Origin of the sequence: Corynebacterium pacaense (genome assembly GCF_900169525.1) — a bacterium.
Lineage (GTDB): Bacteria > Actinomycetota > Actinomycetes > Mycobacteriales > Mycobacteriaceae > Corynebacterium > Corynebacterium pacaense.
The window spans coordinates 648008-660756 of record NZ_LT821239.1; the positions used below are offsets into that span (position 1 = coordinate 648008).

Consider the following 12749-nt stretch of genomic DNA (forward strand, 5'->3'; position numbering starts at 1 on the left):
AGCTACTGCTGGTTTCCCCTGCGGAACGGATCCTCGGGACCATTGTGCCAGCCGGGGGAGTCATGGCCGGATGCCGTGTCGTTCCGCCGGGATTCGGGGGAACCCCAGCCCGGGTCCTTCGGGGCTGCGGTGGTCAGCGGCTGCTCCGGTTCGGCGGCCGGGGGTCGGGCCTGCTCGACCTGTTCGCGCAGACTCCGCAGCCGGTCGGGTGCGTTGGCCCTGATCTGCTGCACGATCATCCCCACGCCGTCCCTGCTAATGGATTCATCGACGGCGATGACCACGGTCGCCTGATCGGGGTCGGACACCTGGGAGATGAGGAACCAGTGGTTGTGCACCGCAAGCGGGAGCCGGGCCCGGTTTCCCGTCTGATCCCCCGAGTCGGACATGGAGTAGTCCTCTGTCGAGGCCGCGTATGCGGGGGTGAAGGGGTTGAGCCCGAGCTTCACGGTGACCTCGTGGCCGGCGAGCACCACCGACTTCCCGTCGGAGGTGGTACGCGGTGTCTGCGCCACCAGCTCCTCGAAGGTGAGGTCGAACTCCCCGCCCCTGTCGGTCCGCAGGAGGCGGGAGTTGTCCAACCTGACCGGGATCCCGAGGGCGTGGATCCCGGGGCGCCGCGGGATCTTCCCGGTGATGAACTTGATCAGGTACATCAGCGCCAGCGGCAGCAGCAGCGCCAGCAGCAGGGCGGCGATGAGCGCGAGGCTGAAGGCCCCGGTGTTCACGGGGGCGCGCATGTTTCCACTGATCGGCACGTTGATCGGTGCCGATTCGGAGGGATTCGAGGCGTCCTCGAGATGGAGGGTCGGGAGCAGCCGCACGGGGCCGTCCGCGAGCTGGTCGCTGGTGAGGGTGATCTCCAGTTCGCCGTGTTCACCGTCGCCGAGGGTGAGTGCGGAATCCCTGCTGCTGTGCGGCGAGGTCAGTGCCACCGAGCCGACGCCCGCGGGCAGCACGGCTCCGTCGGTGGCCAGGTCTCCCTCCTCGACCCACACCCTGCCCGGTCCCTCGACCGGGATGCTCACCGTGGTTTCCCTGGACTCGAGGTCGGCGGAGATGCCGCCCGGCACCCTCGGCATGGTCGCAGGGGTGATCGCGACGGGGAAGCGGGCCTCGATCGGGCTCAGTGTCGTGCCGGGGATTCCACCACCGTCGGTGGTGATGACCGTACTGAGCGTGACGACGCCCGCCGCCGGACGGCCCACCGCATCCAGCGGGACCTCGGCGCTGCCCGCCTCGATGCCCGTGTTGTCCACCAGGGTGACCGGGGCGCCCCCGTCAGGGGTGAAGGTGGCGGTCAGGGGCGCCGTGCCGGCCAGTTGCCGGGTGGTGCCCGTGGCGTCGACAAGCGAGACGTTGAGCGGTGTGGAGATGGACAGGCCGGTCTGGCTGCTCTCGCTCAGCGCGTCCGCGTTTAGTTTCAGGCCGGGGGAGATGACCATTGTTGCGTGGTAGTTCGCATCCACCGGGCCGGTCACGCGGTATCCGAATGTCCACCGGCCGGCCCAGTCGCCGCCGTCTGCCAGTGTCATCTCCACGTCAACCATGCCCGGGACCGTGGAGCTTTCGACCACATCGACGGCCGTGGAGCCCATAGTGTGCCTGCCCCGGGTGAGATCGAGCACGGTGCCGTCCGGCGCGCTGAGGGTGGGTACCAGCTGGCCGGGTTCGAGAATGTCCCGCGGTTGGGCGGAGAGCCGGACCGGTGAGACGGAATTGTCCAGGATGAAGTCGAAGCCCTGGTCAACCGGGCGGTCCGCATCGATACCGCCCGGCGCGGGCAGGATGCTTCGGAAGGCGGCGAAGAGTGCGGCCGGATTCGTCCCCGCATTGAAGAAGGCACCGTTCGCGCGGGTCCCGGGAACGCAGGAATCCTCCTCGGAGATCGCTCTGAGCAGCTGTTCGGGTGTTTCCGCGGCGCCGGGGATGAGTCCGACACTGAATAGTTGAATCCCGGTACGGCGGAACACCCCGACGGGGCTCTCCGGGGAGCACACGGCGTTCCTCGCGGCCTGGTCATCGGCCGCTTCACCGGGCACCGTGAGCTGCCCGTCGGTGAAGAAGAGCATCGCGCGGCAGGAACCGGAATCGCGGGCGGAGAACTCCGTCAGCGCGCCGGTGAAGGCATCCCCGTAGATGGTGTATGGATCGTTATTGCGCTGGGCCGCTGAATCCACCGCCGCGTCCAGCCGGTCCGCCCCGGTGCGGGTGTTCTCCCAGCCGCCGTAGGTGTCGGGATCGGAACGGTAGCCCTCGCCGAAGGCGGCGAGCTTGACGTTGATGTCCGCGTCCAGGTCACGTGCCTGAACGCCGAGCTGTTCGATGAGATCCTTGGTCGCATCGACGCGGAGGTTGTCCGGATCCGTCGCCTCGGGCCCGCGCAGCGATGCCGACTCGTCCAGCACGAAGAGGATGTCCGCCTTCTTTTCGGTGGACAGGCAGGCGCCGAACTCCGCGAGGTTTTCCCGCGCGGTGGCGGAGGTGGCGTCCGTGGCCGGCGCCTGGGCTGCGGCAAGAGGTATCCCGGGCACCGCTGCGGCCATGGCCAGCAGTGTGGCCGCGATCATCGCGGGGAAGCGGAGGGGAAGAGATGGGTGCTTTGTCACGAGTTTCCTATCCTCCGAATGCCTTACCGAACCAGAGCGCGAGTTCCACGGCCGTGATGATCACGCCGACCACCGCCACCGCCGCGGTGATCCGGTAGGCCATGGTCTGCGAGGGTGATGATACGTAGAAGCTCTCCGTCTGTCTCCGCGTATCGGCGGCGGTGTGCAGACCGAGGAGGATGAATGTGAGGGTCCCGGACAGAACCCAGCCGATGAGGGAGAGGATCAACCAGGATGACTGTGTTGCGGTGCCTGTGGCGTATGCCAGGATCCCGCAGATGATCCCGGCGACAGCCGTTCCCAGGGCCGCGAGGATGAATACGCGGGGATGGCTGACCGTGGCATCCGGGAGCGGTGGGGCAGGTGGGGCAGGTGGGGTCTCCGGTGCGCCCCAGTGGGGGGCCGCCGGTGNTTGGATTAATCGGGCTATCCTGTACCGCATGCGTACGGCATATAGACAGCAATTGGACTCTTTCGCGCACAATCTCATCGTATTGTGTGACGTAACCAAGGACACCATGGCGAAGGCCTCCGATGCGCTGTTGCGTGCCTCCCTGCAGTCGGCGGAAGACGCGCTGTCCAATGCCGAACAGCTCGATGAGGTCAGGAGCCTCTGCGAGGATCAGTCGGTGGAACTGCTCGCTCTGGAAACCCCGGTGGCAAGGGATCTGCGCCAGGTCGTGTCCTCGATCTACATCGTCGAGGATTTCGACCGCATGGGCGCCTCGGCGACGATCGTGTCCGCGGCGATGTCGGGCAGGACTCCCGCGAAGAGTGCCTGCTCGGGCAGAGTCCACTCGGTCTGGCCGAATGAGGAGAAGCCGGGGCGGGTGACCGTGGTATTGACCCGGACCGGGGTACCGGCGTGTGCGATTACATCACCGGTTCTCAGTGCGGCGGTGTCCGGATCCCCCAGGCACTCCCAGAGCCATTCGGCCGCGTCATTGTCCGAGGTGGTCAGCGCGGCCGTGACCTGAGCCTCCAGTGATGCGCGGTCGGCATCGCAGCCGTCGAGCGCGGCGAGCGCGATGGGGACCTTGATGGTCGACCGGGCGGGGGCGTCGAGAAGCCCCCCGAAGGTCCGGGCCTGACCGTCCTGCGCTAGCCCCCCCCCGCCCCGTCCCCCGTTTGTCGACGCCACCGCCGCTACCGCGGACGCCAGATCCGGGCCGGCGCCCGGCGTGACCGCCGCGGTGGTTGGTTGCGGTGGCCGGGAGGTCGGGGAGGGGACGGGGTCGGTGTCCGTGGGGATGGTGCAGGAGGTGGCCAGGGACAGAAGCGCGAGGGCGCCGATTACACCGGCGGGGCGCCTCATGCGATGTAGACGATCGCGTTGTTGCCGCCGCGGCAGGTGACAAAGTCCCCGTTGTCCGAGCAGAGCATGTCATAGTAGCGTCCGGTGACCGAGCTGTAGGCGGAGATCTGCCCCTCGGTCCGTCCCGTGGAGAGGTAGTGGTCGACGAAGGCATTGCGGACGGCCTCGGCGAAGGGCGCGGAGGTTTCCGGTGATCCCCGCCAGATGCTGTTGAAGTCCCCCGTCGGGGCGGCTGCGCTTGCGGCGGGGTTTGCGGCCACCGCTCCCGCGGGCAGGGTGATCGAGTTCGGGCGGGAGTCGCCGGAGGCGGTGGAGGTGGCCTCGGCGGGCTGGGACTGCGTGGCGGCCCCGGTTGTGGTGGTGGGGGACTGGGAGAACAGGTCACCGCCCCTGGTCACCAGAACACCGATCCCCACACCGGCGGCGATGAGCGCGATGGCGAGAACAGCGATGATGAAGCCCGCCGCGGACCTTCTCGGCGGATCGGGTCGCGGCGCGGGCGCGGGCTGCGGGGTGTTCTGCGGGGTATTCTGCGGGGTGTTCTGCCATCCCTGTGCGGGGGCGACCGCCGGAAAGGAACTGGTCTCGGCGGCGCCGGGGGAGTCGAAGGGGTTGGAGAAGTCCTGGTTGGAGTGGTCCTTGTTGTTCATCCTCGTCCCGATCGGTGGTAGATCCTCCCGGGACGGTGATGTCGGCCCCAGGCAGCAAACAGCTCCACATCAGCTTAGGTGCCAATCGGGAAATCCGGAGTGGTATCCCCGCCGTCTTTTAAGGATTTGCCGGGGCACGCGGGTAAGTTGGTCAGCACATGTGTCTGATCGTTAGAGGAGAAACACCCCGTGGCGAAGCTGCTGTTCAGGTTGGGTCGATGGTCGTACAACCGGAAATGGATCGTCATTTCGGCCTGGTTGCTCATCCTTGGCATCGTCGCGGCCTGCGCACTGAGCCTGCAGAGGGGCTTCACCGATACCTTCACCATCGATGACACCCCCTCGATCGACGCGACGGTTCTGCTCGTTGAGAAATTCCCGGATCAGCAGAACCCGGTCACCGCGGCCGGGGTGAACCTGGTGTTCCAGGCGCCGGAGGGGCAGACCCTGGCGGAGGCGGGCAACAGTGCAGCCATCGATGATGTCGTCTCCTATATTAAGGAGAACCTCGATGGACTCAGCGGCACCGATCGCTTCGGAAATCCCGTTGAGGTCTCCCCCGCGCTGCAGGACATGGTGGTCACCCAGATGACCGAGATGGGGTTGCCCGAGGACAACGCGCGCCGGGATGCGGAGAATCTCGCCCTGCTCAGCGACGACGGAACCATCGGCTACACCACCTTCAACATCGATGTCCCGGGGCCGGAGTTCGTTGAACAGAGCCAGCGCGATGTGATCACCCGCGCCATGGAGATCGGTCGGGACCGGGGGCTGACGGTGGAGGCCGGGGGCGCGGCCTTCGGTGATCCCATCCAGATCAAGACCACCAGCGAGATCATCGGCATCGGCATCGCCTTCGTGGTCCTGGTGTTCACCTTCGGTTCGCTGGTGGCGGCCGGTCTGCCCCTGATCACCGCGGTGATCGGAGTGGGAATCGGAGCCCTGGCTATCGTCCTGGCGACCCGTTTCGCCGACCTGAACACCGTGACCCCGGTTCTGGCCGTGATGATCGGGCTGGCCGTGGGCATCGATTACGCACTTTTCATCCTCTCCCGCTACCGTGCCGAGTACAAAAGGATGCCCCGGGACGAGGCCGCCGGCATGGCCGTGGGGACCGCGGGATCGGCGGTGGTGTTCGCGGGTGCCACCGTGATCATCGCGCTGGTGGCCCTGGCCATCGCCGATATCGGCTTCCTCACGGCGATGGGGCTCTCCGCAGCGCTGACGGTCTTCATCGCCGTGCTCATCGCGATCACCTTCATTCCCGCCCTACTTGGTGTGCTCGGGCCCCGAACCTTCAAGGGCAAGATAGTGGGCATCGCGGGCAACCCCACCCCGAAGCAGACATGGGAACAGGCACTGAACCGCCGGTCGAAGGGCCGTACCTGGGTCACCTTCGTGCAGAAGGTTCCCGGTCTCGTGGTGGCGGTGGTGGTGCTCGGTCTCGGTGCCCTGTCCGTTCCCGTGATCAATCTGGAGCTCGCCCTTCCCTCCGACTCGACCTCGAACGTGGACACCACCCAGCGCAGGTCCGCCGATCTCATGGCCGAGGGTTTCGGCGCCGGCGTCAATGCTCCCTTCCTCGTCATCGTGGATGCCGAGGACGCCGATCCCGATTCCGCCGCCCTGCAGCCCCTGATCAGTGCCCAGGACACCGGCGAGGGGGAGTTCGATGCCACCGCGGCGGCGCGATTCGCCACCTATCTCTATGTGACCCAGACCTACAACTCCAATGTTGACATCAAGCATGCGCAGATCATCGGGGTCAACGCCGATTCCACGGCCGCGCAGATCCTGGTCACCCCGTTCACCGGTCCGGCCGACCAGGAGACCACCAGGGCCCTGCACATTCTGCGTGCACAGGAGACCCAGATAGAGGATGTCACCGGGGCCGAACTGGGAACCACGGGTCTGACCGCGGTGCAGCAGGACATCACCGATCAGCTCGAGGGTGCCATGCCACTGTATCTGGCTGTGGTGGTCGGACTGGCCATCGTGCTGCTGTTGCTGGTCTTCCGCTCGATCATGGTTCCCCTCGTCGCGGGCCTGGGATTCCTCCTCTCCGTGGGTGCGGCCTTCGGAGCGACTGTCCTGGTGTGGCAGGAGGGCCTGTTCGGACTGGTCAACACCCCCGGTCCGCTGATCTCCTTCATGCCGATCTTCCTCATCGGCGTCACCTTCGGGCTGGCCATGGATTATCAGGTCTTCCTGGTCACCCGGATGCGCGAGCACTATACGCACCACGGGGGCAAAGGTGTCCCCGGCTCGCGCTACACTCCTGTTGAACAGTCCGTCATCGAGGGATACACACAGGGTTCGCGGGTGGTCACGGCGGCCGCCTTGATCATGATCGCGGTGTTCGTGGCCTTCATCGACCAGCCACTGCCCTTCATCAAGATCTTCGGATTCGCTCTCGGTGTGGGTGTGTTCTTCGATGCCTTCTTCGTGCGCATGGGTCTGGTGCCGGCGTCGATGTTCCTGATGGGCCGCGCAACCTGGTGGATGCCCCGATGGCTCGACCGGCTGCTGCCCAGCCTGGACATCGAGGGCACCGCGCTCGAGCGGGAATGGGAGAGCAACCACCGGCGCGATAAGCTGGACAACCATGTCGACTGACCTCTCTTTCACTCTGGGCACCCAGCTTAACGACGCCTCCCCGGGCAAACACGGACGCACAGGCGTGATCCACACGCCGCACGGGGACATCGCCACCCCGGCGTTCATTCCGGTGGCAACGAAGGCGACGGTCAAGACCCTGACCCCAGAGCAGATCCGTGAGACGGGAGCGCAGGCCATCCTCTCCAACGCGTACCATCTCTATCTCCAGCCGGGCCCGGATATCGTCGATGAGGCCGGTGGGGTCGCCCGCTTCGAGAACTGGCAGGGCCCGACGTACACCGATTCCGGTGGATTCCAGGTGATGAGTCTGGGTGTGGGCTTCAAGAAGGTCCTCGCCATGGACACCACCAACCTCACCCGCAATGATGTCAAGGCCGCGCACAAGGAGCGTATGGCGCACGTCGACGAGGACGGCGTGGACTTCAAATCCGTCATCGACGGCTCAAAGCATCGCTTCACCCCCGAGGTGAGCATGCAGATCCAGCATCAACTGGGTGCCGATATCATGTTCGCCTTCGACGAGCTGACCACGCTGGTCGACTCCTACCAGTACCAGACCGAATCGGTGGAGCGGACCCGGCGCTGGGCCGACCGCTGCCTGCGTGAGCACGAGAGGCTGACGCGCGAGCGCGTCGGCAGGCCCCTGCAGTCCCTGTGGGGGGTTGTCCAGGGTGCGCAGTACGAGGATCTGCGTCGACAAGCAACGCGTGGCCTGCTGGAACTCGACGCCCGCGCCCGTGATGAGGGCCGCCGCGGCTTCGGCGGCTTCGGTATCGGTGGAGCCCTGGAGAAGGAGAATCTGGGGACCATAGTGGGCTGGGTGTGCGACGAGCTGCCAGAGAGCATGCCGCGTCACCTGCTCGGTATCTCCGAACCCGATGATCTCTTCGTGGCCATCGAGGCGGGCGCCGACACCTTCGATTGCGTCGCCCCCACCCGCCTCGGCCGTCGCGGTGGCGTGTACACCCTCGACGGGCGCATCAACCTGACCGGAGCGAGATTCAAGCGCGATTTCTCCGGCATCGACGAGGAAGTCGGCGGCTACGTCTCGGAGAATTACTCCCGCGCCTATATCCATCACCTGCTCAAGGCCAAGGAATTCCTCGCCGGAACTCTGTGCACCATGCACAACCTCTACTTCATGATCGGGCTGGTGGACAAGATCCGGGCTTCCATAAGCGACGGGACCTACCACGACTTCAAGACGGAGTTCCTGGGCCGCTACTATGCCGCGCGCTGATTCCGGTAGCAGAACCCATCGTGGTGTGTTTAGCTGTCCGCATGACGCATCAAGGGGGGATGTTGATCAGGCAGTCGGCATGCTCGCGCGCGCAGAGCCGAGATCTGTACAGGAAATGCTCATCGGGGGAACTCCGAAAACTGGCGCCGGGGGTGTTTGTGCCGGCCGAGGCCTACGACGGACTCAAACCCTGGGAGCGGTACCGGCTGCGCTGCGCTGCGTACGGATACGCCTACCCGAGGTACGTCGTGGCGGGAAGATCGGCCGCGGCGCTGTGGGACATGGCTTCCGGGAGTGTCCCCGAGGAGGTTGAACTGGGGCGGCGGGCAGGATCGGGGCCGGTGGGCGCCAGCGGGGTGAGGAACCGCAAGCTGCCCGGTGAGGCCCCCGGCCGGGAACCGGTACTCCACCGTGGGCTGTGGCTGACCTCGCCCATCATGACGACGATCGATCTGGCGAGGTGGCATTCACTCGTCGATGCCGTAGGCGCAGCTGATTCGGGGATGCGGGGCAAACAGTTCACGCTGGAGGATCTCGAGGGGGCGGCCGGTGGCTACCGCGGGTACCGGGGGCGTCGACACATAGAGGACCTGTTGACGCTGGCTCACCCGGCCTCCGAAAGCCCTCGGGAATCGGCCATGCGGGTACTGCTGTGGCAGAACGGCTTCCCCGTCCCACATCTGCAGGCTGTCATCTCATCGGCTGCGGGGAGGTTCATCGGCCGTGTGGATGCATTGTTTCCCCAGCAATCGACGATCCTTGAGTACGACGGAGAACTCAAGTACTCACGCGCCTTTGGAAAGGATCCCGAGCAGACGATGCGTGAGGAGCTCGAGAGGCAGAAGGCCCTGCTCAATGCCGGCACCCGAATGGTGAGAGTGACGGCCGCGACCTTCAGGGATCAGAGCTGGATGGAGGATCTGCGCCGGGAGCTGAAACGCGGCGAGGGAAATCCGCTGCCCGAGAATCAATGGTCCTCGGCGGGCCTCGGCTGGGGGACGAGGATAGAGAAGACACCGGTGGGTGGGGCATTCAGAATATAAACGGTCAGCTGGTCGCAGCGGGTGCGATGAGGTGTCCGTTTATCGGGTTCCGGCCCGGATCTGCCCTGGTTTCCGGGTGCTGTGGGGGCAAACGGTCAGCTGGTCGCAGCGGGTGCGATGAGGTGTCCGTTTATCGAGTTCCGGCCCGGATCTGCCCTGGTTTCCCGGTGCGGTGGGGGCAAACGGTCAGCTGGTCGCAATGGGTGCGATGAGGTGTCCGTTTATCGGGTTCCGGCCCGGATCTGCCCTGGTTTCCCGGTGCGGTGGGGGCAAACGGTCAGCTGGTCGCAGCGGCCCTCAACCCCCGAAGCAACGCCTTAGTATCCCTCGCGCCTCTTCACCCAGGCGATCACCGTGTAGGTCACGGGGAGCAGGACAACTTCGAGCAGAGTTTTCCATAGGAAACCCACGATGACGTAGTTCAGGAAATCGCCGGTGGTCACGATGCCGATGACAGGTGCCGCGATCGCACAGAACAGAAGCGTGTCGCCGAATTCGCCGACGATGGTTGATCCGATGAGTCGGGCCCAGAGAGTCTTCTCGCCGGTGCGTTTCTTGATCGCCACCAGGACGGTCGCGTTGAGGAGCTGTCCGACGACGTACCCGGCGAGCGATGCCAGGACGATCTGCGGCACGAGCCCGAGCACGGAGGAGAAGGCTTCCTGGCCGTCCCAGAAGCTTGCGGGTGGAAGCCAGATTGCGATGTAGAAGGAGATCACGGCGAGGATCGTGACTCCGAAACCGGTGAAGATGGCCCGTCGGGTTGCCTTGAAGCCGTAGCATTCGGCGAGGACGTCGCCGAGGATGTAGGCGAGCGGGAAGAGGAAGAAGGCGCCATCGGTGACCAGGGGGCCGATCTCCACGCCTTTGGTCGCGGTGATGTTCGAGATCAGGAACACTGCGACGAACAGTGTCGTCAGGATGGGGTAGAGGCCAGCCTGCACGGGGATGAAGTGGGGGTTTCCGGACACCTCGGCGGTGCCCTGCCCAGACTCGTTTGATGAATTCACGTCCCACACCTTAGCTTCCCGGGATACTAGTGTGTATGCCATGGTTGGCAGATACGCACCCTCCCCGAGTGGGGATCTTCATTTCGGTAATCTGCGCACGGCTGTGCTCGCCTGGTTGTTTGCCAGGCATGGCGGCGGGGCCTTCCGTATGCGGGTCGAGGACATCGATGAGCAGCGTTCGAGTGTGGAGTCCGCGCATCGCCAGCTCGAGGATCTGCGCACCATCGGCGTCGACTGGGACGGCGGGGTGCTCTACCAGTCAACGCGCGATGCGGCCTATCGTGAGGCCGTGGGCCGCCTGGACACCTACGAGTGTTACTGCTCGCGGCGGGACATCCAGGAGGCATCGCGGGCTCCGCACGCCGTGCCGGGGTTGTACCCGGGAACGTGCCGTGATCTGGGGGAGGGGGAGCGCGTCGTCAAGCGGGGCGAGCTGGCGGCGCAGAAGCGGTACCCGGCCTTGCGCCTTCGTGCGCAGGTGTCGGCCTATGAGTTCGATGACCGCCTGCGCGGGCATCTCAGCGGTGAGGTCGATGATTTCATCCTCGTGCGAGGGGGCCGGGAACCCGGGTGGGCCTACAACCTCGCGGTGGTGGTCGATGATGCCTTCCAGGGCGTAGACCAGGTGGTGCGCGGCGATGACCTGCTCGGGTCCACGGCCCGCCAGGCCTATCTGTATCATCTGCTCGGCCTGACGACCCCGGAGTACGTGCATGTTCCGCTGGTGCTCAACGACCACGGTCAACGCCTGGCCAAGCGCGACGGCGCTGTCACCCTGCGCCAGATGCTTGTCGACGCCCCCCTCACCCACGTGGTCGCCGCCCTTGCGGGCTCCCTCGGTTACCGGGCGGACAACCTGAGCGATCTGCTGGCTGACTTCGATCCGGGACGGGTGGGCACCAAACCCTTCGTGTTCACCGCTGTGAGCTAGCAGCAGTCCCAGTTCATCTGCACCCGCCGGAAATCGCGGGTCCGCAGGTCCTCTGGTGAGATAAAGAAGTTCATCACCCCGGAATCGCCGATGACCACCGCGTTGTCTATGCCGTCGAGCTGCATGAGCAGCTGCAGCGTGGTGCCGGAGGGGCGGGGATCGACCTGGGTGAAGAAGGGGAAGCCACCCACCTGCGTGCCGCCGGTACCTGTGGCTTTTTCAACCGCATCCTGCGATTCCCGGTCCTCGGGGAAGAACCTCAGCTCCGCGGGCAGCGATCGGTCATTGTGCGGTGAGACCATCTGCACCAGCGGTTCGATGGCGGCGGGTTCAAGCCGGACGGGATTCTCCGGCTGGGTCAATGGGCTCCAGCTCCATGCATTGCTGGTGCACGCCGAGCTCGGCCGGCCCGCACGGAGCTGGCGGTTCGGGGTCTCCGCAACGAAGGTGGGCCCATCGCCGCGGATGACGGCGAGGATGCGGTCGTCGAGAGCATCCTCGGACTCGGTGACCTGCGGATACCAGGTGACAAAGGTATCACCCTCCATCAGTCCCCAGCCCTCCATAAGGGGAAGGAAGAACTGAAGCAGACCGTGGGTGGGAAGGTCGCCGTCAAGGACAGCGGCGGAACCGGTGCGCCGGCACCACCGCTCGATCTGATCCAGGTTGATCTGTGCAAGGAAGCCCAGTGGTTCCTCCACCCCGTCGGCACCACGGCGGTGGGGCCACCCGGCGCCCACGGTGCGGTAGGGGGCGCCGCCGAGTTTGGAGTCCCAGGGGGCGGCGGGGAGAAACTGTCCGCTGTCCCCGTCGACGGCGGCTATGAGGGAGATCCTCGGGCGACGGGGAAGTGCATCGGTGCGCATGGGGGCTATTATAGGCAAAACCCGGGCCTGCTCCGTGTGGAGCAGGCCCGGGTTCAATCTGCGGAGGATAGGGGATTTGAACCCCTGAGGGATTGCTCCCAACCCGCGTTCCAGGCGAGCGACATAGGCCACTAGTCGAATCCTCCAGCTGCGAACAACAGTAACCATGGCTACTGCGTCCTTGAAATACAGTACACAAATCGCGCGGAGTTAAACAAATCCGCCGGTAGCTCGGACGGGTTAGCGTTTCCGGGTGAAAGTCCGCTAGAGTATTTGGAGGATCCCGTGCGGCGTTCATCTTGTGAACTCCCCCAGGGCAGGAATGCAGCAAGGGTCAGCGAGCTCTGACGGGTGCGCGGGGTCCCCTTAAACGTCTAGAGTGGTGGCCTGAGGCCGCTGCTCTTTTTTTGTGGCCATGCGCTGCCGCCGTGGCGCATCCCTGTTGCCCCGTATTTTGTACACCGGA

At 65.4% G+C, this 12749-nt stretch carries 9 protein-coding genes, 1 tRNA gene, 1 other RNA gene and 1 pseudogene; 6 read left to right on the top strand and 6 right to left on the bottom strand.

All coding sequences use genetic code 11. From position 1 onward, the window contains the following. Positions 1 to 2 precede the first annotated feature (2 nt). Positions 3 to 2609: a vWA domain-containing protein gene (locus tag B7E02_RS03125; RefSeq protein ID WP_080793016.1), complete on the bottom strand. Its 2607-nt coding sequence runs from the start codon at positions 2607 to 2609 to the stop codon at positions 3 to 5. A 518-nt stretch (positions 2610 to 3127) separates the two neighbouring features. Here B7E02_RS03125 and B7E02_RS14910 point away from each other — a divergent pair. Next, positions 3128 to 3289: pseudogene (locus B7E02_RS14910) on the top strand (PhoU family transcriptional regulator); the annotation flags it as partial. Between the two features lie 11 nt (positions 3290 to 3300). On the opposite strand, the gene B7E02_RS14310 reads toward B7E02_RS14910, so the two are convergent. Both B7E02_RS14310 and B7E02_RS03140 read right to left on the bottom strand, forming a co-directional pair. Then, positions 3301 to 3924 (bottom strand): hypothetical protein, encoded by a 624-nt coding sequence (locus B7E02_RS14310; protein WP_179129617.1) that lies wholly within the window; start codon positions 3922 to 3924, stop codon positions 3301 to 3303. Next, entirely contained in the window at positions 3921 to 4574 is a 654-nt protein-coding gene (locus B7E02_RS03140; protein WP_080793021.1) for a hypothetical protein, read from the bottom strand. The genes B7E02_RS14310 and B7E02_RS03140 overlap by 4 nt, the downstream gene beginning before the upstream one ends. Positions 4575 to 4763: 189 nt before the next feature. Here B7E02_RS03140 and B7E02_RS03145 point away from each other — a divergent pair, with 189 nt between their 5' ends. From B7E02_RS03145 to B7E02_RS03155, 3 genes are all read left to right on the top strand, one after another. Then, positions 4764 to 7190 (top strand): MMPL family transporter, encoded by a 2427-nt coding sequence (locus tag B7E02_RS03145; protein ID WP_080793023.1) that lies wholly within the window; start codon positions 4764 to 4766, stop codon positions 7188 to 7190. After that, positions 7180 to 8433, top strand: a complete 1254-nt coding sequence (gene tgt / locus B7E02_RS03150; RefSeq protein ID WP_080793025.1) for a tRNA guanosine(34) transglycosylase Tgt — start codon at positions 7180 to 7182, stop codon at positions 8431 to 8433. The genes B7E02_RS03145 and tgt overlap by 11 nt, the downstream gene beginning before the upstream one ends. A gap of 152 nt (positions 8434 to 8585) precedes the next feature. After that, the gene (locus B7E02_RS03155) at positions 8586 to 9476 is read left to right on the top strand and encodes a hypothetical protein (RefSeq protein WP_245802144.1); all 891 of its coding nucleotides are present in this window, start codon (positions 8586 to 8588) and stop codon (positions 9474 to 9476) included. Between the two features lie 317 nt (positions 9477 to 9793). On the opposite strand, the gene B7E02_RS03160 is transcribed toward B7E02_RS03155, so the two are convergent. Continuing rightward, a complete protein-coding gene (locus B7E02_RS03160) occupies positions 9794 to 10528 on the bottom strand; it encodes a queuosine precursor transporter (protein ID WP_080793030.1) in 735 nt (244 codons plus the stop codon). Between B7E02_RS03160 and gluQRS the strand changes: the two genes are divergently transcribed. Further along, positions 10527 to 11417, top strand: a complete 891-nt coding sequence (gene gluQRS / locus B7E02_RS03165) for a tRNA glutamyl-Q(34) synthetase GluQRS (protein WP_080793033.1) — start codon at positions 10527 to 10529, stop codon at positions 11415 to 11417. The two genes, B7E02_RS03160 and gluQRS, sit on opposite strands and share 2 nt — an antisense overlap. Here the strand turns inward: gluQRS and B7E02_RS03170 are convergent. Together B7E02_RS03170 and B7E02_RS03175 are read right to left on the bottom strand one after the other, a co-directional pair. Continuing rightward, entirely contained in the window at positions 11414 to 12283 is an 870-nt protein-coding gene (locus tag B7E02_RS03170; RefSeq protein ID WP_080793035.1) for a DUF1963 domain-containing protein, read from the bottom strand. The two genes, gluQRS and B7E02_RS03170, sit on opposite strands and share 4 nt — an antisense overlap. A 61-nt stretch (positions 12284 to 12344) precedes the next feature. Beyond that, positions 12345 to 12429 (bottom strand) — tRNA-Ser (locus tag B7E02_RS03175). Between the two features lie 129 nt (positions 12430 to 12558). Here B7E02_RS03175 and ffs point away from each other — a divergent pair. Then, positions 12559 to 12653: signal recognition particle sRNA small type (gene ffs / locus B7E02_RS03180), an RNA gene on the top strand. Positions 12654 to 12749 lie beyond the last annotated feature (96 nt).